This is a genomic window from Exiguobacterium sp. CH10, from assembly GCF_018617635.1.
GTDB classification, from domain to species: domain Bacteria; phylum Bacillota; class Bacilli; order Exiguobacteriales; family Exiguobacteriaceae; genus Exiguobacterium; species Exiguobacterium aestuarii_A.
Window position 1 is genome coordinate 681,521 of sequence record NZ_JACSKO010000002.1, and the last position, 26,436, is coordinate 707,956.

A 26,436-nucleotide genomic window follows, 5' to 3' on the forward strand; every position below is an offset into this window, starting at 1 on the left:
CGCTCCTTATCTTTTGTTTAGGAGGAGTTTTATGTTCACCGAAATCCTCATGTATACGGGAATCTGGTTTATTCTCATCCTGATTTTATTAGGAACCATTTATTCACGACGGAAAAAATGATCAAAGCACCATCGCGGCAATCACCCCGAAGATGATGAGTGGAATGTTGTAGTGTAAGAACGTTGGCCAAACCGTTTCACGAAGGTGATCGTGTTGACCGTCAGCGTTCAATCCACTCGTAGGTCCGAGGGTCGAGTCACTCGCAGGACTCCCGGCGTCACCAAGAGCACCTGCAGTCCCGATGATGGCAATCGTCGCCTCGACAGAGAAGCCATACTGTACACAAAGCGGTACGAAGATGGCCGCAATGATTGGAACAGTTGAGAAGCTCGAGCCGATGCCAAGTGTAATGACGAGTCCGACAAGTAACATGACAAGAGCTGCAATCATTTTAGAATCACCCATCAAATCGCTCGCACCGTTGACGAGCGGATCGATGGCACCTGTTTCACGAATAACGGCTGCGAATCCACTAGCGGCAATCATGACGAAACCGATGAATGCCATCATGCGCATCCCGCTCGTGAAGATGTCATCGGCCTCTGACCAAGGGATGAGGCGGAAAATCGAGAGTAAGATTAGTCCTGTCACCGCTGAAGCAATCATCGACTCCGTCTGCAATTGGACGACGAGGACGATGAGAACGACGGCAAGCGTCATGATCATCTTGAAGCCACTCATTTGACGAACTTCATAGTCAGATGGTCCGAGTGCAATCGTTTCGTACGTTCGTGGTTTCCGGTAGTGAATGAACGCGGCAATCAATCCGACGACCATCCCTAATGCCGGAATTCCCATAATCGAGATGATATTGACGTCTCCGACAGCTAAGCCGTTCGCTTCAACGTTTGCAATCAAAATCTCATTCAAGTAAATGCCACCGAACCCGACTGGTAGCAACATATACGGTGTCACGAGACCAAACGTCAAGATTGTCGCAACAAGACGGCGGTCTAATTTCAATTCATTGAATAAGACGAGTAACGGTGGAATCACAATCGGGATAAAGGCGATGTGAATCGGGAGTACGTTTTGTGAGCTGATTGACAACAATAAGAGAAGCGACAACAAGAACGCTTTGACGTACATCACGCGCTTGCCTGACACGTCACGACCTGACATCGCAATTAACTTTTCAGCTAAGACGTCTGGGAGACCCGTCTTCGACAATCCGACGGCGAATGCCCCGAGAAGCGCATAGCTAAGGGCGATGCTTGCTCCGCCGCCAAGACCGTCGCTGAAGGCGGTCAACGTATCGTTAAATCCGAGCCCTCCAACAAGCCCTCCGACAAGCGCAGCTAATATTAAGGACAATACAATGTGCACACGACTGATGGCGAGTGCAAATAAGACGATGACTGCAAGTAATACTGCGTTCATATCCATCCAACACCTTTCACAATTTCTTTCTCTTGGTATCACTTTAATATGATAAAGACTTTTTGAAATTTAACATATGATGTGACCCTTGTCAAATCGATTATGAAAAAAAGCGATAACTCGTGAAAGTTATCGCTAACGTGTTACAGATCGACGTTGTGATAAACTTGGCGAACATCTTCCAAGTCTTCGAGCACATCGATTAATTTTTCAAACTGTGCTTTTGAATCGTCATCGAGCGACACTTCATTTTGTGGAAGCATCGTCAACTCCGCCACAGCAAACTCTTCAACCCCTGCAGACTTGAATGCAGTCTGGACGGCGTGGAACGCTTCTGGCTCGGCATAGACGATGACCGTCTCGTCTTCCTCGATGACGTCACGAACGTCGAGGTCATGTTCCATCATGAGTTCAAGGACATCTTCTGCCGACATTTGATTGACACCGATGACGGCGGTCGCATCAAACATGTAGGCGACCGAGCCGCTGACTCCCATGTTTCCTCCGTTTTTACCGAAAGCGGCACGTACTTCAGATGCTGTACGGTTCACGTTATTCGTCAACGTATCGACGATGACCATCGCGCCGTTCGGTCCGAAACCTTCATAACGAAGCTCATCGAAGTTTTCCTCGTCGCCACCTTTTGCTTTATCGATCGCGCGATCGATAATCGCACGAGGCACGTTATACGTCTTCGCACGCTCCACAACGAATTTTAATGACTGGTTCAACTCAGGATCAGGTTCCCCTTGACGGGCGGCTACATAAATCTCGCGACCGAACTTAGCATAGACGCGACTCGTGTTCGCGTCTTTTGATGCCTTCTTCTCTTTAATGTTGTTCCATTTACGACCCATTACATGTCATCTCTCTTTCCATTTGTACGTAGATTCATTACAGATTATATAAGAAGTTGCTTGAATTGACGAGAAAAGTTTTACTCGTCGCCTTTATCCATCTTCTCAACAATCTCGGTGAGCGTCTTCAAACTGTCAATGAGGCGGTCGGTTTCATCCTCATTTAAGAAGGCGAGACGCTCCTCAAAAAGCCTCCGGAACGAGTCTCTCCGTTCAAGTAAAATACGCTCACCTTTCTCCGTCAACTGGTTCCAAATGACACGACGGTCTCGTTCATCCGGTACGCGTGTAATATATCCTTCATTTAACAGCTTCGTGATGAGCGGGGTAACGTTTGGCGGCGCGATGGAGAGTGTTTCACTAATTCGTCCGTTTGTGACAGCTCCCTCGTCCTCAATCAACATCAACAGATGGAAATGAGAGAAGTTCAAGTTCGGAATTTGTGGGAAATCAGATCGACGTAGCAGTTTACGACGAATTAAAGGGATCAGTTTGACAAACTGGTCCGCAGCATCTTGTTTCGGCATAGTAGATTCACTTCCTAGTTAGGTTCTATTTTTATTATACACGAGTTAGGTGCAGTTGAACCTAAAAACGGGTTGATGTGATGATTCATACATCATAGTAGAAATAGATTCGACACAATTGATGTAAGCGTTTACATAAACAGAATTACTTATTTTCATGAAAACGTATTCGATTTTACTGAGGACACACTTAAAAATCAAGACCTATCAACAAATGACAAAAAAATATTGTGAAAGAGTTCACATTGTTGTCACCCACAAACTCTGAAAAACATTGTATTCTATGAATGTGAAGGAAAGCACAATCTCTTGAAAGCAGTCATCACATTGTGTCTTCCATCAAGTCAATATGTTCATTAAAAGCTCTCAATTATGAGGAGGAACCTAACATGGCAGTCAAAGAGAAAGCAAAAGTGGAAACTACGGCAGAACAAATGGTGGATGCGCTCGTAGCGGGTGCACATGCCGCACTCGATACGTTGATGACGTTCGACCAAGAGAAAATCGATGAAATCGTACAAGCGATGGCGCTCGCTGGTCTTGAGCAACACGTCGCACTTGCGAAACTAGCACATACAGAAACAGGTCGCGGTGTCTTTGAAGACAAGATGATCAAAAATATCTTCGCGACAGAATATATTTACAACTCACTCCGTGGAGAAAAAACAGTTGGCGTTCTTGAAGACGACGTTCAAAACGGAATCACATACATCGCAGAACCAGTCGGTGTCGTCGCTGGGGTCACACCGGTCACAAACCCAACATCGACAACGATGTTCAAAGCGATCATCGCCATCAAGACACGTAACCCAATCATCTTCGCGTTCCACCCATCCGCTCAACAATGTTCAAGTGAAGCTGCACGTGTCCTTCGTGACGCAGCGGTAGCGGCAGGTGCTCCTGAAAACTTGATTCAATGGGTTGAAGTTCCGTCACTCGATGCAACAAAAGCACTCATGAATCACCCAGGTGTGGCGATGGTTCTTGCGACTGGTGGGGCAGCGATGGTCAAATCGGCTTACTCGACTGGTAAACCAGCACTCGGTGTCGGACCTGGTAACGTACCGGCTTACATCGATAAGACTGCGAAAGTGAAACGTGCCATCTCAGACGTCATCCTCTCAAAAACGTTCGATAACGGTATGATTTGTGCGTCTGAACAAGCAATCATCGTCGACCAAGAAGTTTACGAAGAAGTGAAGGCAGAAATGACGGCACTCGGTTGCTACTTCTGTTCACCTGAAGAAAAAGCGAAACTCGAAACACTTGTCATTCGCACGGACACATGTGCGGTCAACCCAGAAATCGTCGGGAAGCCAGCAGCGTGGATCGCTGAAAAAGCAGGTCTCAAAGTACCGGCTGATACGAAAATCTTGATCGCTGAACTCGAAACGGTCGGCGCAACTGAACTTCTTTCTCATGAAAAGTTGAGCCCGGTTCTCGGCGCTTATAAAGTACAGTCACGTGAAGAAGGATTTGCGATCGCTGAAAAAATGCTCGAAATCGGTGGTCTCGGTCACACAGCGGTCATCCACTCAACAGATGACGATGCCATCCTTGACTTCGGTCTTCGCATGAAAGCTTGCCGTATCATCGTCAACTCACCTTCAGCACACGGTGGAATCGGTGACCTTTATAACGAAATGACACCATCCCTCACGCTCGGTTGTGGGTCATACGGTAAAAACTCCGTCTCAGAAAACGTGACGGCGAAACATCTACTCAACGTGAAAAAGGTGGCGAGACGTCGCGTGAATATGCAATGGTTCAAAGTACCTGAAAAAATCTACTTCGAGAAAAACTCGGTGCAATACCTTCAATCGCTCACAACGAAAAAACGGGCGATGATCGTCACGGATGAAATGATGGTCAAACTCGGATTTGCTGACAAAGTCATCAAAAACTTGCCTGCAGGCGTCGAGTATCGCATCTTTGACCAAGTCGAACCAGACCCATCTGTCGAAACGGTCATGAACGGTGCCGAAGCGATGCGTCACTTCCAACCAGACATGATTATCGCACTCGGTGGTGGATCACCGATGGATGCTGCGAAAGGAATGTGGCTCTTCTACGAACGTCCAGAAGAGAAGTTCTCAAACCTTCGTCAGAAATTCATGGATATTCGCAAACGGACGTACAAGTTCCCGACGCTCGGTAACAAATCAATGTTTATCGCCATCCCGACAACTTCTGGTACAGGTTCTGAAGTGACACCGTTCACCGTCATCACAGACAAAAAACGTAACGTAAAATATCCGATTGCCGACTATGCGATCACACCAGACGTTGCCATCGTCGACCCTGAGTTCGTCATGACCGTGCCAGCATCAATTACGGCTGACACAGGAATGGACGTCATGACGCACGCGATCGAAGCATACGTTTCAGTCATGGCGAATGATTACACGGACGGTCTTTGCCTCCGCGCCATCAAGATGATTTTCGACTACCTACCAAAAGCGTATGAAAACGGTAGCGATGCGGAAGCACGTCAGAAAGTGCACAACGCTTCAACGATGGCTGGTATGGCGTTCGCGAACGCGTTCCTTGGAATCAACCACTCGATCGCTCACAAAATCGGTGGAGAGTTCCACGTACCACACGGTCGTACGAACGCAATCCTTATGCCACACGTCATCCGTTACAACGCGACACGCCCATCAAAACTTGCGGCGTTCCCGAAATATGAGTCATTCATCGCAGACGAGCGTTACGCAGAAATCGCACGTTACCTCGGCCTCCCGGCAAGTACGACAGCCGAAGGTGTCGAGTCACTCGTCCAAGCGATCATCGAGCTCGGTCAACGTTTGAACATCAAACTCTCGTTCAAAGCACAAGGCATCAAGAAAGCAGAACTCGATGCGAAGATTGACAAAATGGCAGTCGACGCATTCGAAGACCAATGTACGACGGCAAACCCGAAAATGCCGCTCGTTGAAGAGTTGAAAGAAATCATGTACGCAGCATACGAAGGCGTATAAGAAATCAAATCAATCAAGGTGCCCGTTCGAGAGAGCGGGCACCTTTTTTGAGTAGATAAAAGGTTAGTTAAGAAACGGTACAGGCGACGACATATTTTTTTGGTCGTTCGTTTCGGGTATGATAGAAGTGGAGGCGATACGATGAAACAAGAGATGACGATTACGACAGCATATGGAACGATTGCAGGAACTTTTCTTTCGCATGAGGAGCCTCGGGCGACCATTGTCATGTTGAGTGGAAGCGGACCAAGTGACCGTGACGGGAATATGGGTGGCGTCGGCTTTAATACGTACGGAAAATTAGCTGAGGCGCTATACGATCATGGCTATAACGTCTTTCGGTATGACAAACAAGGAATCGGGAAGTCGGATGGTGACTTCAATAAGGTCGGGTTACATGATTTGATTAACGATGCGATTCTAGTCGTGCGGACGATTCGACAACTCGCAGATGTCAACCATCTCTATATACTCGGTCATAGTGAAGGGGCAGTTCTTGCGCCAGCTGTACAATTGGAGACGAAATCCGATGGACTCATTTTATTGTCAGGGTTCCATGAGTCATCGAAACAGATGTTTTTATATCAGGCAGACGCCTTAGCAAAGGACGTCGAACGTGTCAAAGGATTAAAAGGCATGTTTTACCGGGTGACAGGGGTGGCGAAAAAGGTAAGACAGCGGCAGGATGACTTGCTCGAGCGATCTTTACGCACGAACGTCTCCGCTTTTAAATATAGAGGACAAGTCGTGAACGCAAAATGGATTCGCGAACATGCCTCGTATGACGTACGGGAGCGGTTAGAACATGTCACTGTTCCGGTCCTTGCGATTACAGGAGGGCGTGACGTACAAGTCCCACCGGAGCACGTCCATATGATTCAGACGAAAGGGGAGGTTACGTCCTCGATCATCGATGACATGAATCACCTTCTCGTGAAGCGAGATTCACCGCATTCTCTTCTGACGCTTCATAAAGAATACCGTGAGGCGATTGATGAACCGATTCATCCAAAACTCGTCCAAGAAGTGGTGGAATGGTTAAGAAAACAGTCATAAACATAAAAAACGGTCATTATATGACCGTTTTTTATGTTATAATTGTGACAAATTGAATGTATCTGAATGTTTTTGAATGATTTTAGTTGTTTTTATAATGAAAACGCTTTATATTAGACATATGGAGGGAACAAGATGTTAACGAAACAACGACATCAGTTGATATTACAACGCTTATCTGAGCAGAAAGTCGTCAAATTGAAAGAGTTGGTTGATTTGACGGATTCATCCGAGTCGACGATTCGTCGTGATTTGACGGACCTCGAAGCGGAAGGATATCTGGCAAGGGTGCACGGGGGAGCGACACTCATCGCGACTCCTGACGAAGAACCGACATTTGAAGAGAAACGAGATCGTTTCGTCGATGAAAAAGTTGCGATTGCACGGAAGGCCGCAACATTCATTGAAGATGGGATGTCAATCTATTTAGATGCCGGGACAACGACTCAGGCGATGGTACCGTTTTTAGAAGGAAAGAAAATTGTAGTCGTCACAAACAGTCTACCGATAGCGAATGAATTATTTGATCTTGATATTAAGACGTTTGTGATCGGCGGAGAATTGAAACGGTCGACTCAAGCGCTCGTTGGATACAATGCCCGCGAGAGCATGATGAATTATCGAGTTGACCTCGCTTTCCTCGGAATGAACGGAATCGACCTTGACGCAGGCTACACGACACCGGACCCAGAAGAAGCGCTTGTCAAAAAGACGGCGATTGAATTGGCACAGACGTCATACGTGCTCGCGGACGCATCGAAAATCGGGAAACGAACGTTCAGCCGAGTCGCCACGTTGGACGCTGCGCAATTGATCACATCAAGCGATGCATCAATGAGTTCCATCCAAACAATAACAAAGGTGGTGAATGCGAAATGATTTACACGTTAACACTCAACCCTTCTATTGATTACTATGTGACATTACCAGAAGTAAATTTAGGAGAAGTGAACCGAATCGAAGAAACGACCGAACGTGCAGGTGGAAAAGGGATCAACGTTTCGATCGTGCTTCGAGAATATGAAAAAGAAACGAAAGCGCTTGGCTTTATCGGTGGAACGACAGGTGATTTCATCAAAAAGTCGCTCGTCGACCATGGTGTGCACACGGATTTTGTTGAAGTGAACGGAAATACTCGAATCAACGTCAAGATTCGTGCAAAAGAAGAGACCGAATTGAACGCGAGCGGACCGAACATCACGGATGGTGAACTCGAACAATTGAAAGCGAAGTTCGACCAAGTCGATGAAGGTGACATCGTCGTTCTTGCAGGAAGTATCCCAAGCAATTTACCGGACTCATTGTACCGGACGATCGCTGAATCGATTCGCGAAAAAGGTGCCGACTTCGTCGTCGATACGACGAAAGACGCCATGCTTGAAGTCCTTTCGCTCGAACCGTTGATGATTAAACCGAACCATCACGAGTTAGGCGAATTGTTCGACACAGAAATCGAGACGTTTGAGGACGCGCTTCCTTATGCGGAGCAGCTCGTCGAACGTGGCGCGAAAAACGTCATCATTTCGTTTGCAGGGGATGGAGCACTACTCGTCAACAAGGACGGCGCGGTCACGGCGAACACACCGGTCGGTAAACTCGTCAACTCAGTCGGTGCCGGAGATTCACTCGTTGCCGGATTTGTCGCAAACGTCAAAGAAAAAGGCGAACAGGAGGCGTTCCGCTACGCTGTCACAACAGGTAGTGCGTCCGCATATACGTTTGGTCTTTGTTCAAAAGAAGATATTGATCGATTGATTGATCAAGTACAACTCACACCACTCAAACGAATGGAGGAAACAACATGAAAATCACGGACTTGCTTCAACGCGATACGATTCAATTGAATCTTCGTGCTAGCTCTAAGCGTGAGGTCATCGAAGAACTCGTCGATGTCCTCGACCGTGCCGGCAAACTATCTGACCGCGACGGATATCGTGACGCCATCTTAAAACGTGAAAGCGAGAGCACGACTGGACTCGGAGAAGGGATTGCCATCCCTCACGCGAAAACAAGTGCTGTCCAAACACCAGCAATCGCCTTCGGACGTTCAGAAGGAGTCGATTACGAAGCGTTGGACGGTCAACCAAGCCGCCTTTTCTTCATGATTGCGGCAGGGGAGAACGCGAATAACGAACACCTTGAAACGCTCTCTAAATTATCGGTCTATTTGATGGACCCAGCATTCCAAGAGCGCCTCTATGCAGCAACTTCTGAAAGCGATGTCATCCGTGCCATCGAGGAGAAGGAAGCGGCTGAAGAGAAGCCGGAAGTCGTCAAACCGATGAATGAAGATGCACCGTTCATCTTAGCGGTCACGGCTTGTCCGACAGGAATCGCCCATACGTATATGGCGGCGGACAGCTTGAAACAAAAAGCGGAAGCGATGGGTGTCGATATTAAAGTCGAAACGAATGGTTCTACTGGAGTGAAGAACGAGCTTACACGGGCAGACATCGATCGTGCGACAGCTATCATCGTCGCAGCGGACAAAGCCGTAGAAATGGAGCGTTTCGCCGGAAAACGTGTCATCGAAGTACCGGTCGCACAAGGAATCCGGAAACCGGAAGAACTCATCAATCGTGCCGTCAATCAAGATGCGCCGGTATATGAAGCTTCCAAAACGTCTGGTGCACCGAAAGAACAACGTACAGGTGTCTATAAGCACTTGATGAGCGGTGTATCTGCGATGCTACCACTCGTCGTCGCAGGTGGTCTCTTGATCGCAATCAGTTTCTTCTGGGGCATCAACTCTGCTAACCCGGATGATCCATCTTACAATGAATTCGCAGCACAGTTGATGACAATCGGTGGAGCTGCATTCGGCTTCCTCGTTCCGATTCTTGCAGGTTTCATCGCGATGTCGATTGCCGATCGTCCAGGTCTCGCACCAGGTCTCGTCGCAGGGGTACTCGCAAACCAAGGGAACGCCGGATTCCTCGGTGGCCTCATTGCCGGTTTCTTGGCAGGTTATGTTGTCCTCTTCTTGAAAAAGGCACTCGCGAAATTGCCTGCTTCGCTTGAAGGGATCAAGCCAGTTCTTTTGTATCCGTTACTTGGATCGTTTATCTCAGGTATGATCATGTTGCTTGTCGTTAATGAACCGATCGCAGCACTTATGACATGGTTGATGGATACGTTGAACAGCATGAGTGGCGCGAATGCGATCCTTCTCGGTGTCATCGTCGGTGGTATGATGGCAGTCGATATGGGTGGTCCGATCAACAAGACAGCATACGTGTTCGGTACGGCAGCCCTCACAGCAGGAAACCAAGAAGTCATGGCAGCCGTCATGGCGGGTGGAATGGTACCACCAATCCTTGTCGCACTTGCATCAACCGTATTTGCTCGTCAGAAATTCTCGAAACAAGAGCGTGAAGCTGGTAAGACTGCGTACATCATGGGTGCTTCATTCATCACCGAAGCGGCCATTCCGTTCGCTGCTGCTGACCCGATTCGCGTCCTACCATCTGCCATCCTCGGTTCTGCAATCGCAGGCGGATTGTCAGCATTCTTCACGATTCAATTACCGGCCCCACACGGTGGAATCTTCGTCTTCCCACTTCTTGAAGGTGCTGGAAATGTCGCGATGAGCATGGGACTCTATGCCGTTGCCATCTTGACAGGTGCCCTCGTCGGTGCATTGCTCCTTTCATTCTTGAAGAAGCCGTTGACGACATCTGCACCAGTGCAATCAAAAGAAGTCGCATAAACCGAGAGAGTCGTTGCCTCAGTAGAGGTGGCGGCTCTTTTTTATGGCAGAAGAACGATGAAAATTCACATAATCTCGGATTGCAAGTTGGGGATTTGTGGTAAACTATTTGTAAAGCTTCGGGTTAGGAGGGGGTCACATTGGACATTCGAGTCGCCAAACCAGATGATGTGTATGGGATTGCGAGAGTGCGTGTGAACGGATGGCGTACTACCTATCGGGGGATCGTACCGACTGAGTATTTATTGAAAGTTTCGTCCGGTTCCATCGAATGGGCAGAACGATTGCGCACAGCGCTTCGTCGGCAGGAAGTCGCCGGCTTTGTGGCGATCGTGGATGATGAGATTGTGGGCTTCGTCCTTTACGGAGAAGAGCGTACGGGTGAGTATCCAGACCATACGAACGAAGTGTATGCCATTTATATTTTGGAAAATCATCAAGGGAACGGAATCGGGTCCGCTCTCCTTGAACATGCCGTCCAATCAATGTGCGAGGCGGGACTTTTGATTTGGGCGCTTGAGATGAACCCATTCCGCACATTTTATGAGCGGAAACAAGGGCAGGTCATCGACCAAAAGGATCGGGAGTTTGGTGAATTGTTACTCCGTGAAGTGGCGTATGGTTGGGAAACGACCCGTCATGATTCGATTATGGGTGCCTAAGCTTAGTGACTGTAGAATGTTCTACGGTCTTTTTTTGTTTTAGGACATTGGACATAATTCAAAATCCTAAATATATTCTTTCAAATCGTTGTCTATCCGCAATAACTTTTCTATACTGAATTGAACAAAAAATTCCAAATGAAGGGTTGGGGAATGATGGAACACCGAAAAATCTGTATCAAGTTAAGTGGAGCCGCTCTAGCTGGTGATGGACCGGATAATTTTGATGAAATGAGCCTCAGCCTGATTGCAGAGGAGATCTTGTCACTCGCAAATAGCGGGGTTGAAGTGTGTGTCATGGTCGGCGGGGGAAATCTCTTCCGAGGGAATCAAGCAGAAGCGTGGGGCATCAATCGAGTGGAAGCTGACAGCATCGGGACCCTCGGGACAGTCATGAACTCATTGATGCTGCGTGGCATCTTGAAACGTGATGCCAGTCGAGAAGTACGCGTCATGACGTCGATTCCAATGCCAAGTGTAGCCGAGCCATACATTCAGCTTCGGGCCGTCAATCATTTGAAAAAAGGGTATATCGTCATTTTCGCAGGCGGTAACGGTCAACCGTTCGTCTCTTCAGATTACCCGGCTGTTCAGCGTGCCATCGAAGTGGGATGCGACGCCTTGTTTGTGGCCAAGAACGGTGTCTCCGGCGTATTTGACCGAGACCCTCGGTTGGACTCGGAGGCGCGTCAATACGAAACCCTACACTATAACGACGTCATCGCTCATAACTTGAAAGTGATGGATCAATCGGCATTACTCCTCGCTAGAGACCACGGTTTGCCGATTCACTTGTTCGACTTCAAGGAACGGAACGCCATTCATCGGATTCTCCAAGGAGAGATCATTGGAACGATGATTCATCACCATGACACGCAACTTTTGCAGAAATGAGGGGACGATATGTATGAAGTAACAGATGGTCACGTCGTCGGGACAAACGGAATATCTATCTCGTATTCGTATATGAAGCCTGATTCGTCATCTGACACGCTCGTGATGTTGTTGCCCGGATACGGATATACGAATGATTCCCCGATGTTTCGATATACGACAGCACTTTGTTTAGAAAATGGGTTGAACGTTCTTGAAGTCAACTACAACTATCGGGATGAGCGGTATGATTCAGTCGATGTATCTAAGGCGATTGTTGACGACGTTCGTCTCGTCATCGATCAAGTGCTACAATCCCATTCTGTTAATGAATACATAATCATCGGAAAATCGCTCGGTACGATGGCGATGGCAAGTGAGCTTACCCGAAACGTGTTTCATGATGCCAAATTGGTTTGGTTGACACCGTTGTTGAAACAAGACGACATATACGAAGCAATCCTGTCTCATAAAGGTGAACAGCTCGTTCTCATGGGAACGGCGGACCAACATTATGTAGATGAGAGAATGAAGCATCTTGAACATCTGGCCATGACCGAACTCGAGATTGTCGAAGAGATGAATCATAGTCTCGAGTACACAGGAGATACATATCGGTCACTACGCTTACTTGAAATACTTCTCAAGCGCGTTGAGCAATTTATCATTGCACCATAAAGTTGTAAGGTGGTGAGTGTTCATAGGATATTCATCACCATCTACAAGGGGGAATCGATCTGGAATTTACCACTGAACGTCTAGAAATCAGACCATTCAAGAATAGCGATCTGCCTGCCACATTCAACATCTATAAAAATGCAGACGTGTGTAGATATCTTTTGCATGACCCTTGGACTTCTGAGAATATGAATGAAGCGTTTACTAAAAAACTAACGAATTCTACTCTTACCGAGACAGGTACGTTAAATTTAGCGGTCGTACATCAAGATGAAGTGATTGGAGATCTGACGGTCTGGTATACGGGAATGAAAGAAACGGTAGAAATCGGGTATTGTTTTTCTGATTCACATTCAGGAAAAGGGCTTGCGACTGAAGCAGTTAAAGGATTACTTGAAAAATTGTTCCAGGAGTTCAACTTACATCGAATACAAGCCAATCTTGACGCAAGAAATGTCGCTTCCCAAAAATTATGCGAGCGAATTGGAATGAGAAAAGAAGCTCATTTCTTGAAGGACTATTGGAATAAGAATGAATGGACCGATAGCATGGTGTATGGAATTCTACATGAGGAATTTTATAAATGAAGACGATTAATCGAATGGGTTACAGAAAAGGAGATGACACACGTCACCTCCTTTTTCATTTATAGTTTCTCAACGACCGTTTTCGGGTCTACTCGTTCTGTATAGTCAGCGGGCACATCACTGAATGAAATCGTACCATCCGGTTGGATGATGAACGTCGCTGGCTTCGGAAGTTGCCAGTCCTCATTGCCGTTATGTGCATCGACGTGAAGACCAGATGCCTCATAAATCTCAATCAAATAATCCGGCATATCAAAGACAAGGTCAAATTGGCGTGCGACTTGATTATCCACATCGCTCAACACGTAAAAATCGAGCTCATTCTTCTCTTTCGTAGATAGTGAGTAATCCGGAGTCTCCGGGCTGATTGCCACGAGCGTCGCACCCTTTTCCTCAATTTGTGCCAATTCTCGCTGATACGCTCGGAGTTCGAGGTTACAGTATGGGCACCATCCACCGCGATAAAACGTGACTATGACAGGTCCTTTTTCAAGAAGTGTTTTCAAACCGACTTCTGTCCCATCCGCATGAGGCAATTCAAACAGCGGAGCTTGATCCCCGACTGCTAAACCGGTAGCCACTCCTGATTCTTTCAATTCTTGTGTCGCCTGCGCCATCAAACGTTGTTTTTCGGCTGGTGCTTTTTGCTTGAATTGATCTTTATACGCTTTGATTTCTTCCAATAATGTGTTCATATTTTTACCCCCTTTTCCGATATGTTAACTGAATACATTTCAGATTACGAATATAATGATTTGTCATTATGTTACGAATAAAGTGAAACTCCATTTCAGTTTCCGAAAAATAATTTTCGAATAATTCAATCAATGATTAAAATCTATTTTTCGTAACCGATATTGTAAGTAACCCAAGGAGGATTCGGTACCCCATACCGATGCTTCTTGAACATTCTATTCGGGGTAAGGAGATGTTTTATGAGACAGAAACGTACCATCAGCATCAAACAAAAATTAATTGTCTTATCAGTTCTATTACTACTCATTCCAGCAACATTGATCGGGGTCGTCGCTTATACGCAGGCGAAACAAAAAATCGAGTCACAAATGATCCAGTCTGCCAATTCGGGGGTAGACCGGATGAATAATGAAGTGACGAATTTGATTGCTCCGATTCAGACGGACATTTCATTCTTCTCCAATCGGATTGATGCATCCATCTATGAAGAAGGTGAAGACAATCAAGCGTTAGCAGAAAAGCTCACGGAATACTTAGACACACACCCTAAAGTGACAAATATTTATTTTGCCTCAGCGGAAGGTACGATGACGATCTATCCTGAGCAAGAATTGCCGAAAGGGTACGATCCACGGACTCGTCCTTGGTATGAGGCGGCAGAAGCGAGTGGTCAAGACGTCGCCATCACGAATCCATACGTAGACGCCGCTTCTCAAAAAATGATGATCACGGTCTCTAAAAAGACGGCAGATGGTCGCGGGGTCGTTGCGGTTGATGTGGACGTGAATGATATTGCAGAAGTCGCAAAGAATATTCAAATCGGTGAAGAAGGATATGTGGCCATCTTCGATGAGGCCAGACAAGTCGTCATTCATCCATCGATTGCTGTCGGAGAGAAATCAGAAGAGTCATCGATGGAATCTGTTTTTGCAACAGATGAGGGAATCCTGTCCGCTGAAGAGAATGGGGAGGGTGTCGAAAAAGCGTTCGTGACGAACCCGCTCACAGGGTGGAAAATCACAGGGACCCTATACGATGGTGAAATTCAAGACGAGACTGTCGGCATCCTTTGGACGACCGTGCTCGTCATTATCGGTATGTTCGGTGTGGCTGCTATTCTTCTATACTTCGTTCTTCGGTCGATCTTGCGCCCTCTACGCTTATTAACCGAGGGAGCAGAACGGATCAAGTCCGGCGATTTGACTGAACCGATCTCCGTCTTATCGAACGATGAGATTGGTCGCGTTTCAGAGAGTTTCAATGAGATGAGTGCCTCACTGCGAATGGTATTACTTCGTCTAGACGATTCAATTAGTCAAGTAGCAGCATCTTCTCAGGAATTGATGGCAAACTCCGCACATAATACCGCTTCGTCTGAACAGATTGCTCGTGCGGTCGACCAGATGGCAGTCAGTGCCGATGGTTCAAAACGTCAACTTGATGACAACGCGACGTCACTCCAGGCCATCACATCCGGAATCATGCGTATCTCAGAGAGCTCGATGGACGTGTCTGAACTATCACGTGAGACGTCAAACGAAGCGGAAGATGGGTCAACGACCGTGCGAGAGAACGTTAAACAGATGCAGGCAATCGATGCATCGGTCGTCACGTTTGAGAGTGTCATCCAATCGTTGGCACATCGTTCAAGTGAGATTGGAGAAATCGTCTCGGTCATCAATGGGATTGCTGAACAGACGAACCTGCTCGCTTTGAACGCAGCGATTGAAGCGGCACGTGCTGGTGAAAACGGGAAAGGGTTCGCCGTCGTGGCGAGCGAGGTTCGAAAGCTGGCGGAACAATCCCAACAGTCGACTAAACAAATTGCGGCATTGATTGACCGCATCAAACAGGAGACGGAGCAATCCGTCCACCTGATGCAAGAAGTATCCACTCATACGAAAGCCGGTCTCATTTCTTCAGAAATGACGGCAGATCGATTTGAGAAAATCAAAGAGCGAACGGTCGCGATGACACCGCGAATCGAAGATGTGACGGCAACAGTCGAGGAGATTGCGGCAAACGTCCAAGAAGTAGCTGCGACCGCATCCCAAATTGCTGACATCGCCGACGAGAACTCAAGTGTCTCCAAACAAGTCGCAGCGACGACAGACGACCAGTTGAAATCGATTGAAGAAGTGTCACAATCGGCGAGGGCACTCGCGACGATGGCGGAAGAATTACAAGACCTCGTCTCAAGATTCAAACTATAAAATGAAAAAGAAGCAGAGCACCGAGCTCTGCTTCTTTCGTTATAAAATCGGGCTGAGGAGTCGTGAGACACCTTCCCGAGCACGTACTGTCCATTTCCGCTTTTCATAGTCTTCCATCGTATACGTTCGACTGACTGACGTGTCTGTCTCAAATAAGGAAACAAGTTCGAGGGCGACGCGTTCGTCGTAAATGACTGCGTTCACTTCAAAGTTGAGACGGAAACTTCGGGCATCCAAATTCGTCGTTCCGACAGTCGCAATCTCATCATCGACGACAAGTGTCTTCGCGTGGAGGAAGCCTTCATCATACAGATAGACGTTTGCCCCATAATCGAGCAATTCTCCGAGGAAGGAGAGCGACGCCCACATGACGAACGGGTGGTCCGGTTTTCCTGGGATCATGATGTCCATCTGAACGCCGGAGTTGAGTGCCATTTTACATGCATCCATAAAACTCGTGTCTGGTATAAAATAAGGGGTTTGGATGACGACCCGTCGTTTCGCTGACATAATCATTTTAATCATCATATTTTTTAGATGTTCGGTATCCGAGTTTGGACCGCTCGTTACGATTTGCATCGGCGAATTGTCTTTAATCTCATGTCTCGCAAAGCAAAACGTATTCTCCGGATCATGTTTACGGTGACCTGAGTAATTCCAGTCCAGGATGAATCGGTGTTGAAGATTGTAGACGACGTCTCCTTCGACACGTAAATGGGTATCGCGCCAATAACCGAACTTCTCAACAAGTCCAAGGTATTCGGTCCCGACATTAAATCCACCGACATATCCGATCTTCCCATCGATGATGACGACTTTTCGGTGATTGCGGTTGTTCAACTTGAAATTGATCATCCCAAGTGTCGGTGGGAAGAAGACACGTACTTCCCCATCGTTTGCAATTAATTCTTTGAAGTCAGAGTTCCGAAGACTGCGAGAACCGACCGCGTCGTAAAGAAGCCGAACTTTGACACCTGCTTTCGCTCGTTCAATCAATTCCTTTAAAAGAGCTTGTCCAAGAGCATCGCGTTGGATGATATAGTACTGGATGTTGATTTCGGTTTCGGCGGAGCGAATATCATCCATCAACGCTTTAAACTTTTGTTCGCCGTCATGTAAGATGAGGGAACGGTTATGTACACTAATCAAAGATTTTGAAGAGCGCAAATTCATTTGAAGCAGTTGGTCATACTTTTCGAACAGTGGTTGCGCAAGTTGCGTCTGACGTGTGTGAATCTGTTCGAGCTGTGCTTCCACTTGTAGCGAATGAAAAGAGCGTTCTTCCACACTCAAATTGTAGAAGTTATCCTTTTTGAGTTGTCGTCCGAGGAACAGGTAAATGATAAAACCGAGCACCGGCAAGAAAAATAGGACAAGCAACCAGGCCCAGGTCGCGCCAACGTCACGTCTTTCGGCAAAAATGACGGCGAGTGCGAACAATAAGTTTAACCCGAGGACGATATATAGCCCCCAACTGAAAATAATGGACCAATCCAACAACATACACCCCTTAAAAATCGATTTGTAGCTTAATCATACATCAAATGCGGGAATAGGTTGCTATCAAATGAAATAGGGGGAGAAGACAATGAACATGGAAGTCGTATGGAAGCAAGGTATGGCGTTTGAGACACATACGCCGTCGGGGCACACAGTGACACTTGACGCATCCGAGGACGTGGGCGGTCTCGACACTGGACCTCGTCCGACAGAGATGTTACTTCACGCTACCGCGTCATGCACAGGGATCGATATCGTCTCCATTTTGCATAAGATGCGTCAACCGCTAGAATCGTTCGAGATGAAAATCGACGGGGTTCGGGCAATCGATCATCCAAAACGCTTTACAGCCATTCACATCTTGTATATTCTGAAAGGCGACATGTCGGAAGAACGGGTGCGACGCGCGATTGAACTATCTGTTGAACGCTATTGTTCTGTTTCACACAGTCTCAACGCCACTTTAACTTACAGCTATCAATTGAACGATGGCGAAGTCACTGCGTTTGAACTTCAGCAGTGAGCAAGATGGTTGAAAGGCAATCAGTTCTCCGTTATATTTGTATTTCAAATACTGTATAACTAAAGGAGGACGTTATGATTCGACTCGCGACGAAGCGCGATGCCAACAACATCGCGAACCTAATCGAACAACGAGCCGTAGCGCTAAATGAACAAGGAAGCGACCAATGGACCGAATATTTGGAACAGGACCTCGTAGAGCGTGTGCGCACTGACATTGCAGAAGGCAGTGTTTATGTCTTTGAAGATGACCAACAAATTTTAGCTTCAATCGCCTTGTTGCCCCCGGACGACTGGGATGACAACTTATGGGACGACAGTGAGCGCGGACAATATATCCATCGAATCGTCGTCAGCGAAAAGCTGAAAGGTCGTGGCGTCGGTCAGCAGCTCATGGAGCACGTACTAGAGGAAGCCGATGAAGATGAACCAATTCGTCTAGATTGTGTCGCTGACAATGAATTTCTAAATAGTTATTATCCACGTTTCGGTTTCGTCTTTGTCGATTCACGAAACGGGTACAATACGTTCGAATACAGATTAGATGAGAGCATGAGTGCATAAGGGTCTTTGGACCCTTTTTTTGATACAATGATAAAAGCGAAAAGGAGGAGTTTTCATGATTAAAACCATTTTGGTAGGGTTCGGCTTTTCAGCGAATACATTCCATCTGCCATTTTTAAAGGCAATTGATTCATTCAATGTGAGTGGTGTTGTGTCATCACGTCCGGATGAAGTAAAGGCTGAATTACCGGATGCCACGGTGTATGCGACATTAGACGAGGCACTTCAAACGGATGCTTCTTTATATGTCATTACGACACCATCGCATTTACATAAAGAGATGATTGTTGCCTGTCTCAAAGCTGGGAAAGATGTGTTGGTTGAAAAACCCGCATTTCTGACCACGGCAGAAGGGTCTGAGTTGATGAGCATCGAAGCGGAGTCGGAGGGAATCGTCAACGTTTATCAAAACCGTCGTTATGACGGTGATTTCTTAACAATTCGGTCATTGCTCGACTCAAATGTGTTAGGGGAGTGGAAAGTGATTGAATCCCGATTTGATCGTTTCCGACCGAACGTACGGGACCGTTGGCGTGAAAATGCAGGTCCGGGATCAGGGATTTTGTTTGACTTAGGAAGTCATCTCATCGATCAGACGCTCGCCTTGTTCGGAAAACCTGACAAGATTCAAGCGGATGTGATGATTCAACGCGAGGGTGGACAGTCTGACGACGGATTCTATGTGACATTCTATTATGGAGAGAAGCGAGTGTATCTTCGCTCGAATCCATTCATCGCTGGCGAAACTCCGCGGTTCGAAGTCCATGGAACGAAAGGTAGTTTCGTGAAGTTCGGACTTGATCCTCAGGAAGAGGCACTGAAGCAAGGACAGTTTACGAGTGACGTGTTAGAGACTGGGATCTTATCGACGGATGAGGTTGAAACAATTCAAGTCGAGAAAGGTGACTATTTGATGTATTATCAACAATTAGCCGAAAGCTATCAGACACGGCAACCTGTCGTATCATTAAAAGATGCGGCACTCACGACGCAAATGATCGAACTCGCTCGACAATCGTCCGAGACGGGTCAAGTGATGTCAGTAGATTGATTTCCATAAGAATTCTATAAGAACGAATTCGCCTGAGTGCGAGTTCGTTCTTTTTTTAACCAAAAACGTAAAAAGAAATCACGATATTTATTTCGTAAATTACTTTAAACGGATATTGATTGTTAACAACAAAAAGTTAAATTCTTCACTGGTGTGCTCATCCTTTAATGGGAAAAGTGGTTATGGAAATCACTTACTGAAAAGGGGATGAGATGATGGAATTCAAAATCATCAAAGACCAAATGGAATGGGAAAAATGGTTGGATCTAACAACATGCGATGCGTATGATCATTTTGATTATGTCAACGTGAATTGTGAATCGAACGACTCACCAGAGCTGTTTCTCGCCATCACGTCAAAAGGGATGCTTGTATATCCATATATCCGTCGCCGAATCAATGAAAAATATGATGATCTTGTGACAGCTTATGGATATGGTGGTCCGTTTCGTGTTGGAACGTTCACAGATGATGAAGTGAAAGTCGCAAGGCAACATTTTATTAGACGTCAGGAGAATGAGAGAACGGTGACCGAAACGATTCGCTATCATCCATTAAGAATTGATGAGGTGATTATGGAAACATTCGGGAGAGCAGTTCCAGTACGACAGACTGTCCATGTCCAACTAGATGAACCGTATGAATACTTGACTGAGCGGTTCCATAAAATGACGAAGCGAAACGTGAAACGAGCCAACCGTGAACAGTTGACTGTCGTGCGTGGTGACGCTTCAGACATTCACACATTTATGCATCTTTATGAGGCGACCATGAATCGTCGGGATGCAATTGAAGACTATTATTATACCGATTCTTATTTCACTCAGTTACTGACGAGCGAATCCTTTGAAGCGGAATTTCTATTTGCTGTGTTTGAAAACACCGTGGTTGCAGGAGTTCTGGTATTGTACGGAGATGAGGGAGCCAATTATCACCTTGGAGGGTCTCTTAAGAAATACTTACCTCTCCGTCCCAACCATTTCCTCTTCAGTGAAATGATTCGCCGGGCGGGTGAAAAGGGTAAACTCCATCTTCATCTCGGAGGAGGGGCGACCGGGCAGGATGCACTCTATGACTTTAAAATGAGTTTTTCCGGAGATGAGCCGCTTCCTTACTACATTGGTCAATTTGTATTCAACGAACAGGTTTATCAGCAATTAAATGCAAAGCACATTCAATTGCATGGATTATCTAATTACTTTCCAATCTACCGGACACCTGTAAGGTTGGATACCCCACTCCCGAAAGCAAAATAAAAAAATCGATGCCGCTGAACAAACCGTTCGAGCGTGCATCGATTTTTTTATGCGGCATCTTCTTCTGTTGATTCAACTTTTTCCGTATGACGGACAATCGGGAAGTTTTTAAAGAGTCGACTTCCAATCAATCCGAATCCGATTCCAAGGATGAATAAAACAACAGCTGTCAGTGTGACGGTCTGCCAGTCGTTGAAGCCATACATGACGAGTAGACCAGGAATACCCGCAGCCGACCCGGGGGCATCATTGATCATACCGGTCATCGCTACAATCAATCCTGCGATTGCACCTCCTACAAAGTTCACACTATAGATTGGGATTGGATTCGCCGAGATGAGGTCGGCCTGTGTCAACGGTTCAATGGCTACAGAAAGCTGGTCTTTTTTCGTACCGATTTTCAGTTGACGGAACAACAGGTAGTTCATCGAAATGGATGCAGTCAACGCGAGAGCGGCAATCGCCATCGGCACACCTGTCAATCCGAGCATCGCCGTCAAAGCCATTGAGCTGAGAGGTGACGTCGAAACGACAGTAACGATTCCACCGAGAACGAGTCCCATGACGACAGGGTTTTGCGTCGCGGCGAGTTCGATGACTGCACCGATTTGTGCAAGTGTATTTGAAACCAGTGGGTCCACGCCAGTAGCGACGAGACGTGCGAGCGGTGCCATCACGATGACGTAGAAAATCATATCGACACCTGTCGGAAGATAGCGATTGATTCGTGTGCCAGCCAGAGCTAGGATATATCCTGCGAAAAATCCAGGAAGGATCCCGAAACCAGACACGGATAACCCGATCATTAAACTATAAACGGGATTGATTCTGAGTGCGATGGCAACGAGTGCTGCGGCAGCAGGACCAGATAATGAACCGGCTGCCTGCCCGACTTCTTCATATAAAGGGAGTGGCAGTAATCCGCCGATGGCATATGCGTTGAATGCTTCGACGAGAAAGCTTGCGATTGCCGCACCTGCCAATGCGCCCATCGCTTTCATTCCGTATGGCGCCTTGTAACTGAAAAGTGTGAACAAGGCGAGGATGAGCAGTAAAAGTGCAATTCCTTGAATAATGACCATAAACTCTTCCTTCTTTCTATCTATCTGTATTCATTCATAATTTCTTCTATATTCAATGATTGAAAGGCTTCTGTAAAGCCATTTTCATCAGAAAAATCAAAATTGATTCATGATACCGTTTACATGAAGAAACAAAAAATCATGGGAGCGTTTTCTTTGAAAAATGACATCAATTATACAAGTTTGGACGTGTCGAGCCGAATCAGATTGGGAACAGATAGGGGATAGATGTTTCATAAAGTATTGGTCGAGGAGGAAAGAACATGCAGAACGAGAACAGGGAATGGCATGCGCTCGAAGTAGACGAGGTTCAATCCCACGTGGAGACTGATGTGGAATCTGGTCTCTCGAAGCAAACGGTCACCAATCGACAGGAGGAGTTCGGAAAGAACGTTCTACCTGAAAAGGAGAAGACGCCAGAAATTATAAAATTTTTAAGACAGTTCAATGATATTCTCGTTTACGTCCTTTTAGGAGCGGCAATTGTCACCGGTTTTCTTGGCGAATATATCGATACGATTGTCATCGTCTTAGTTGTGACGGTCATCGGGGTTGTCGGTTATCTCCAAGAGAATAAAGCGGAAGAAGCACTTGAAGGAATCAAAAAGTTGTTAGAGACGAAAGCGACCATCATTCGCGATGGTAAACAATCCGAAATCGATTCAAGTGATCTCGTCGTCGGGGATATTCTCGTTCTCGCTGCAGGCGACAAAGTACCCGCCGACGCAAGGGTCATTCAAGCGGAAAAATTTAAAGTGGAAGAATCCGCATTGACCGGTGAGGCCACAACGGTCGAGAAAAAACCAGACGTCGTCAAAGAAGAAGCCGTGCTCGCAGATCGAAAAAACATGGTCTATTCAGGAACGAGTGTGGCGACGGGAAGTGCGAAAGCCATTGTGACGGCAATCGGAGAAGGTACGGAACTTGGTCAAATCAATGCGTCCATTTCAGAAGTACAAACCGTGAAGACGCCACTGATTCGTCAGACGACGAAGTTTGGACAGACGGTCTCCATCGCCATCCTAATTATCTCTGTCATTATTTATGCATTCGGTTATTTCTTACGAGATTATGAACCAGTCGAACTCATGTTAACGACGATTGGTCTAGCAGTCGCAGCCATTCCAGAAGGATTACCAGCTGTCATCTCCATTATCTTGGCGCTCGGGGTTCGGAATATGGCTGAGCAAAAAGCAATTGTTCGAAGTCTGCCATCTGTTGAAACGTTAGGCGCAGTCTCGGTCATCTGTACCGATAAGACCGGAACATTGACGAAAAACGAGATGACCGTCAAACAAATCGTGACGGCGAAACATGACATTGAGGTGTCAGGTAGCGGGTATGCACCGAACGGAGACTTAGAATTAAACGGTCAACCGTTTGACTTGGATGACGATGAGTCAATGATTGACCTATTGACTGTCGGAAAGACGTGTAACGATGCACAGTTGAACGAAGAAGATGGAGAATGGGTCATTAACGGAGATCCTACTGAAGCTTGTTTATTAACTGTCGCTGAGAAAGCGGAGCGCCCGATTGAGCGTCTTAAAGTCATCTCTAAAATCCCATTTGATTCAGAGTACAAATACATGGCGACGCTCGTTGAATATAAAGGCGAGCGTATGATCTTCGTCAAAGGGGCTCCGGATCGCTTGTTTGATATGGCGACAACAGACGGATTCAAACAAGAGTATTGGGATGAAAAACGAAAAGAGATTGCCGACCGCGGTCAACGCGTCCTCGGGGCCGGATTAAAACGTGTCGACAGTTCAAAACAATCGATTGATCATGAGGACGTTGAAGATGGTCTGACTTTCCTCGGTTTGTTTGGTATCGTCGATCCGCCACGTCAAGAGGCGATTGACGCAGTCGCCGCGTGTCGCGATGCTGGAATCCGAATTAAAATGATCACGGGTGACCATAAGGATACGGCTGTCGCCATCGCAAAAGAACTCGGTATGGAAGTGGAAGGTGCGCTCGAGGGTCGAGAGCTGACAGACATGTCTGATGAAGAAATCAAAGAAGCGTCGGTTCATAATGACGTATTCGCACGAACGAGTCCGAACGATAAACTTCGTCTCGTGAAAGGGTTACAAGAGAATGGATTGATCACCTCGATGACCGGAGACGGTGTGAACGATGCACCAGCCTTAAAACGTGCCGATATCGGGGTCGCAATGGGGATCAAAGGGACGGAAGTCGCAAAAGAAGCCTCTCAAATGGTTCTTGTCGATGATAACTTCAAAACCATCTATAACGCCGTCCGTGAAGGTCGACGTGTCTATGACAACTTGAAGAAAACGATTCTCTTCCTACTCCCTACGAACGGTGGACAGGCGTTACTCGTTGCGATGAGTATTTTACTCGGGGCAGCAGCTCCACTTAGCCCAGTTCAAATCTTATGGGTCAACATGGTCGTCGCGATTACGCTCTCATTGGCGATTGCCTTTGAACCACTTGAAGAGAGTACGATGAAGCGTCCTCCACGACCAGCGAACGTACCACTTCTCAGTCGCTATTACATTTTCCGTGTCACGTTCGTGTCGATATTAATCGGGGGAGGTAGTTTATGGATCAACTACATGCTCGGAGATTTCGATTACTCGACCGAGAAATTACAGACCATTACTTTAAATGCGATTGTCATGGCACAGTTGTTCCACTTATATAACTGTCGCACTGAGTTGGTTCCGGCGTTCAATCGTCGTTTCTTCGACAATAAAATCGCGTTCCTCGTATCTGGACTGCTCATCGCCCTACAATTGTTCATCACGTATGTTCCGTTCATGCATACGCTATTCGGGACCGCTCCACTTACGTGGGAAGATTGGATTTATCCAGTGGCATTTGGAGCCGTCGTATTTATCATCGTAGAGATTGAAAAAGCCATCTCAAGACGAGTGATTGGGAATCAAAATATACACTGATACGTTTCATCTATAAACAAAACGGATAAACAAATGGAGTAACGATGAAGGAGGGATACGATGAAACGAGACGAATCACAACCAGGGGTACATCCAGATCCAATTCCGGATGATGAATCAAACCCGGCACAAAAACCGGCTCCGACCCAACACCCTGATCCAGATCCCGATGAAGAATCGGATGAATAAAGGGATTAACTTGTAAGACAAAACCTCCTCGTCGATTAGACAAGGAGGTTTTTCGTGTCGAGGTTACTTTTTCGTTTTTGAGGAACGGCTGTTTTGTAGACGATTAAACTTCTTTTCATCCATATGTTCTGTGATGACGAAGTCACCGACAGGGCATTCCCACTTTCCTTTTGCGACAACACATTCACGCAACGTCACTTGATCATCATACAGATCAAGCTCTAGCGTCTCTTTTAAAAATTGATCTACTTTTTGATTCGGCACTTTTACATATTCATTCAACACGAGTTCTTCATTCTTAACAGTCACATAAGAGGTGACTTGAAAATAGCGCATGCGATAATCTCCTTTGATAATAAAAACTAATAACTAGTATAACGGTTCATGAGTCAAAAGGGGGTATCAATGTTTCATCTCGGCCCGCTCACGTTTTGGTGGTGCCTCGTTAAACGGTTTTTGATGCCGAATCATGAGCCAGAAGATCAAGCCGAAGAGCGGGATGTATGGAAGAGGCCAAAGGCTCATCTTATACCGTTTCGCATCACGATTCATTAACGTAATCTGAATAAATGCCAATAAAAAGAAATCGACGGTCATCGTTCGGACGAACTGGTTGTTCTCCACATACGACCAATATTCTGCTACATTCCCTGTATTTGCGGCGGCGATAAACAATCCGATTGTCACCAGCAACAATACGACGCCAAGGATGCGTGTCGGAAGCGGTTTAACGGGAGTTGGATAAGGAGATTGTCTCGCGAAAGCCAAATAGGGGGCGAGTAAGAAGCCTCCTACGAAGAAACTACTGATTGCCGCAAACAGCGGATTTGGCTTCAATTGGTTCACTTCTGACCAAAGCAGCGGGAACATGGCTAATGGAAATACACCTAGAATACTGAATAAGGAAAGAGAATAGCCTTCGTAAGCATCCGTATTATACGTCACGAAATCAAGTAAGAATCGCCCGTCAAACGGTACGTTCGGACCAAAAATAGCTAAAGCAATGGCCATACCCCATGGAATCAATAAAAATTTTCTCGTCATACGAACACCTCACCCAATGAT

24 protein-coding genes are annotated in these 26,436 nt (G+C 46.5%); 16 read left to right on the plus strand and 8 right to left on the minus strand.

The features are described 5' to 3' along the window. Window positions 1-121 precede the first annotated feature (121 nt). From KNP04_RS10295 to KNP04_RS10305, 3 genes are all read right to left on the minus strand, one after another. The gene (locus tag KNP04_RS10295; RefSeq protein WP_214761813.1) at window positions 122-1,441 is read right to left on the minus strand and encodes a Na+/H+ antiporter family protein; all 1,320 of its coding nucleotides are present in this window, start codon (window positions 1,439-1,441) and stop codon (window positions 122-124) included. A gap of 143 nt (window positions 1,442-1,584) precedes the next feature. Further along, window positions 1,585-2,298 carry a YebC/PmpR family DNA-binding transcriptional regulator gene (locus KNP04_RS10300; RefSeq protein ID WP_214875738.1) on the minus strand — a complete coding sequence of 238 codons (714 nt, stop codon included), beginning with the start codon at window positions 2,296-2,298 and terminating at the stop codon, window positions 1,585-1,587. 80 nt (window positions 2,299-2,378) lie between these two features. Continuing rightward, window positions 2,379-2,825: a MarR family winged helix-turn-helix transcriptional regulator gene (locus KNP04_RS10305; protein WP_031423822.1), complete on the minus strand. Its 447-nt coding sequence runs from the start codon at window positions 2,823-2,825 to the stop codon at window positions 2,379-2,381. Between the two features lie 389 nt (window positions 2,826-3,214). Here KNP04_RS10305 and adhE point away from each other — a divergent pair, with 389 nt between their 5' ends. The 9 genes from adhE to KNP04_RS10350 all read left to right on the plus strand — a co-directional run bounded on the left by adhE (window position 3,215) and on the right by KNP04_RS10350 (window position 13,371). After that, a complete protein-coding gene (gene adhE / locus KNP04_RS10310; RefSeq protein ID WP_214875740.1) occupies window positions 3,215-5,806 on the plus strand; it encodes a bifunctional acetaldehyde-CoA/alcohol dehydrogenase in 2,592 nt (863 codons plus the stop codon). Window positions 5,807-5,947: 141 nt separating this feature from the next. Continuing rightward, a complete protein-coding gene (locus KNP04_RS10315; protein WP_214761815.1) occupies window positions 5,948-6,862 on the plus strand; it encodes an alpha/beta hydrolase in 915 nt (304 codons plus the stop codon). 135 nt (window positions 6,863-6,997) lie between these two features. After that, the gene (locus tag KNP04_RS10320) at window positions 6,998-7,741 is read left to right on the plus strand and encodes a DeoR/GlpR family DNA-binding transcription regulator (protein WP_214875742.1); all 744 of its coding nucleotides are present in this window, start codon (window positions 6,998-7,000) and stop codon (window positions 7,739-7,741) included. Further along, on the plus strand, window positions 7,738-8,667 hold the full coding sequence (gene pfkB, locus KNP04_RS10325; protein ID WP_214875744.1) for a 1-phosphofructokinase: 930 nt from the start codon (window positions 7,738-7,740) through the stop codon (window positions 8,665-8,667). The genes KNP04_RS10320 and pfkB overlap by 4 nt, the downstream gene beginning before the upstream one ends. Continuing rightward, a complete protein-coding gene (locus tag KNP04_RS10330) occupies window positions 8,664-10,571 on the plus strand; it encodes a PTS fructose transporter subunit IIABC (protein ID WP_214875746.1) in 1,908 nt (635 codons plus the stop codon). The genes pfkB and KNP04_RS10330 overlap by 4 nt, the downstream gene beginning before the upstream one ends. Before the next feature lie 140 nt (window positions 10,572-10,711). Beyond that, entirely contained in the window at window positions 10,712-11,233 is a 522-nt protein-coding gene (locus tag KNP04_RS10335) for a GNAT family N-acetyltransferase (RefSeq protein ID WP_214692154.1), read from the plus strand. Window positions 11,234-11,386: 153 nt separating this feature from the next. Further along, window positions 11,387-12,127: a UMP kinase gene (gene pyrH / locus KNP04_RS10340; protein ID WP_214875748.1), complete on the plus strand. Its 741-nt coding sequence runs from the start codon at window positions 11,387-11,389 to the stop codon at window positions 12,125-12,127. A gap of 9 nt (window positions 12,128-12,136) precedes the next feature. Further along, the gene (locus KNP04_RS10345) at window positions 12,137-12,784 is read left to right on the plus strand and encodes an alpha/beta family hydrolase (RefSeq protein ID WP_214875750.1); all 648 of its coding nucleotides are present in this window, start codon (window positions 12,137-12,139) and stop codon (window positions 12,782-12,784) included. Window positions 12,785-12,843: 59 nt separating this feature from the next. Next, entirely contained in the window at window positions 12,844-13,371 is a 528-nt protein-coding gene (locus tag KNP04_RS10350; RefSeq protein WP_214875832.1) for a GNAT family N-acetyltransferase, read from the plus strand. Window positions 13,372-13,430: 59 nt separating this feature from the next. Here the strand turns inward: KNP04_RS10350 and KNP04_RS10355 are convergent, their stop codons facing one another. Then, on the minus strand, window positions 13,431-14,066 hold the full coding sequence (locus KNP04_RS10355; RefSeq protein ID WP_214875752.1) for a peroxiredoxin-like family protein: 636 nt from the start codon (window positions 14,064-14,066) through the stop codon (window positions 13,431-13,433). 240 nt (window positions 14,067-14,306) lie between these two features. On the opposite strand from KNP04_RS10355, the gene KNP04_RS10360 reads away from it, so the two are divergent. Beyond that, window positions 14,307-16,280 (plus strand): methyl-accepting chemotaxis protein, encoded by a 1,974-nt coding sequence (locus KNP04_RS10360; protein WP_214875754.1) that lies wholly within the window; start codon window positions 14,307-14,309, stop codon window positions 16,278-16,280. 39 nt (window positions 16,281-16,319) lie between these two features. Here the strand turns inward: KNP04_RS10360 and cls are convergent, their stop codons facing one another. Further along, the gene (gene cls, locus KNP04_RS10365) at window positions 16,320-17,783 is read right to left on the minus strand and encodes a cardiolipin synthase (RefSeq protein ID WP_483297969.1); all 1,464 of its coding nucleotides are present in this window, start codon (window positions 17,781-17,783) and stop codon (window positions 16,320-16,322) included. An 85-nt stretch (window positions 17,784-17,868) separates the two neighbouring features. On the opposite strand from cls, the gene KNP04_RS10370 reads away from it, so the two are divergent. The 4 genes from KNP04_RS10370 (at window position 17,869) to KNP04_RS10385 (ending at window position 21,173) form a co-directional block, all read left to right on the plus strand. After that, entirely contained in the window at window positions 17,869-18,303 is a 435-nt protein-coding gene (locus KNP04_RS10370; protein WP_214875758.1) for an OsmC family protein, read from the plus strand. Between the two features lie 74 nt (window positions 18,304-18,377). Further along, a complete protein-coding gene (locus KNP04_RS10375; protein WP_074034518.1) occupies window positions 18,378-18,866 on the plus strand; it encodes a GNAT family N-acetyltransferase in 489 nt (162 codons plus the stop codon). Window positions 18,867-18,921: 55 nt separating this feature from the next. Further along, on the plus strand, window positions 18,922-19,917 hold the full coding sequence (locus KNP04_RS10380; protein ID WP_214875760.1) for a Gfo/Idh/MocA family oxidoreductase: 996 nt from the start codon (window positions 18,922-18,924) through the stop codon (window positions 19,915-19,917). A 215-nt stretch (window positions 19,918-20,132) separates the two neighbouring features. Beyond that, window positions 20,133-21,173, plus strand: coding sequence for a lipid II:glycine glycyltransferase FemX (locus tag KNP04_RS10385; protein ID WP_214875767.1), 1,041 nt, complete (start codon window positions 20,133-20,135; stop codon window positions 21,171-21,173). A 47-nt stretch (window positions 21,174-21,220) separates the two neighbouring features. On the opposite strand, the gene KNP04_RS10390 is transcribed toward KNP04_RS10385, so the two are convergent. Further along, window positions 21,221-22,255, minus strand: a complete 1,035-nt coding sequence (locus tag KNP04_RS10390) for a PTS sugar transporter subunit IIC (protein ID WP_214875769.1) — start codon at window positions 22,253-22,255, stop codon at window positions 21,221-21,223. Window positions 22,256-22,518: 263 nt separating this feature from the next. On the opposite strand from KNP04_RS10390, the gene KNP04_RS10395 reads away from it, so the two are divergent. After that, entirely contained in the window at window positions 22,519-25,182 is a 2,664-nt protein-coding gene (locus KNP04_RS10395; protein WP_214875771.1) for a cation-transporting P-type ATPase, read from the plus strand. A 60-nt stretch (window positions 25,183-25,242) separates the two neighbouring features. Further along, window positions 25,243-25,371, plus strand: coding sequence for a hypothetical protein (locus KNP04_RS15460; protein WP_256441151.1), 129 nt, complete (start codon window positions 25,243-25,245; stop codon window positions 25,369-25,371). 63 nt (window positions 25,372-25,434) lie between these two features. On the opposite strand, the gene KNP04_RS10400 is transcribed toward KNP04_RS15460, so the two are convergent. Both KNP04_RS10400 and KNP04_RS10405 read right to left on the minus strand, forming a co-directional pair. Continuing rightward, entirely contained in the window at window positions 25,435-25,707 is a 273-nt protein-coding gene (locus KNP04_RS10400; RefSeq protein WP_214875773.1) for a hypothetical protein, read from the minus strand. A 66-nt stretch (window positions 25,708-25,773) separates the two neighbouring features. Next, window positions 25,774-26,415, minus strand: coding sequence for a hypothetical protein (locus tag KNP04_RS10405; RefSeq protein ID WP_074034513.1), 642 nt, complete (start codon window positions 26,413-26,415; stop codon window positions 25,774-25,776). Window positions 26,416-26,436: the final 21 nt, after the last annotated feature.

Bases quoted from the DNA above. Each gene is read 5' to 3' on its own strand.
- KNP04_RS10375 (WP_074034518.1), top strand. From the start codon at position 18,378: ATGATTCGACTCGCGACGAAGCGCGATGCCAACAACATCGCGAACCTA.
- KNP04_RS10380 (WP_214875760.1), top strand. From the start codon at position 18,922: ATGATTAAAACCATTTTGGTAGGGTTCGGCTTTTCAGCGAATACATTC.
- KNP04_RS10395 (WP_214875771.1), top strand. From the start codon at position 22,519: ATGCAGAACGAGAACAGGGAATGGCATGCGCTCGAAGTAGACGAGGTT.
- adhE (WP_214875740.1), top strand. From the start codon at position 3,215: ATGGCAGTCAAAGAGAAAGCAAAAGTGGAAACTACGGCAGAACAAATG.
- cls (WP_483297969.1), bottom strand. From the start codon at position 17,783: ATGTTGTTGGATTGGTCCATTATTTTCAGTTGGGGGCTATATATCGTC.
- KNP04_RS10320 (WP_214875742.1), top strand. From the start codon at position 6,998: ATGTTAACGAAACAACGACATCAGTTGATATTACAACGCTTATCTGAG.
- KNP04_RS10345 (WP_214875750.1), top strand. From the start codon at position 12,137: ATGTATGAAGTAACAGATGGTCACGTCGTCGGGACAAACGGAATATCT.
- KNP04_RS10315 (WP_214761815.1), top strand. From the start codon at position 5,948: ATGAAACAAGAGATGACGATTACGACAGCATATGGAACGATTGCAGGA.
- KNP04_RS15460 (WP_256441151.1), top strand. From the start codon at position 25,243: ATGAAACGAGACGAATCACAACCAGGGGTACATCCAGATCCAATTCCG.
- KNP04_RS10295 (WP_214761813.1), bottom strand. From the start codon at position 1,441: ATGAACGCAGTATTACTTGCAGTCATCGTCTTATTTGCACTCGCCATC.
- KNP04_RS10355 (WP_214875752.1), bottom strand. From the start codon at position 14,066: ATGAACACATTATTGGAAGAAATCAAAGCGTATAAAGATCAATTCAAG.
- KNP04_RS10305 (WP_031423822.1), bottom strand. From the start codon at position 2,825: ATGCCGAAACAAGATGCTGCGGACCAGTTTGTCAAACTGATCCCTTTA.
- KNP04_RS10300 (WP_214875738.1), bottom strand. From the start codon at position 2,298: ATGGGTCGTAAATGGAACAACATTAAAGAGAAGAAGGCATCAAAAGAC.
- KNP04_RS10370 (WP_214875758.1), top strand. From the start codon at position 17,869: ATGAACATGGAAGTCGTATGGAAGCAAGGTATGGCGTTTGAGACACAT.
- pyrH (WP_214875748.1), top strand. From the start codon at position 11,387: ATGATGGAACACCGAAAAATCTGTATCAAGTTAAGTGGAGCCGCTCTA.
- KNP04_RS10400 (WP_214875773.1), bottom strand. From the start codon at position 25,707: ATGCGCTATTTTCAAGTCACCTCTTATGTGACTGTTAAGAATGAAGAA.
- KNP04_RS10385 (WP_214875767.1), top strand. From the start codon at position 20,133: ATGGAATTCAAAATCATCAAAGACCAAATGGAATGGGAAAAATGGTTG.
- KNP04_RS10360 (WP_214875754.1), top strand. From the start codon at position 14,307: ATGAGACAGAAACGTACCATCAGCATCAAACAAAAATTAATTGTCTTA.
- KNP04_RS10330 (WP_214875746.1), top strand. From the start codon at position 8,664: ATGAAAATCACGGACTTGCTTCAACGCGATACGATTCAATTGAATCTT.
- pfkB (WP_214875744.1), top strand. From the start codon at position 7,738: ATGATTTACACGTTAACACTCAACCCTTCTATTGATTACTATGTGACA.
- KNP04_RS10405 (WP_074034513.1), bottom strand. From the start codon at position 26,415: ATGACGAGAAAATTTTTATTGATTCCATGGGGTATGGCCATTGCTTTA.
- KNP04_RS10390 (WP_214875769.1), bottom strand. From the start codon at position 22,255: ATGGTCATTATTCAAGGAATTGCACTTTTACTGCTCATCCTCGCCTTG.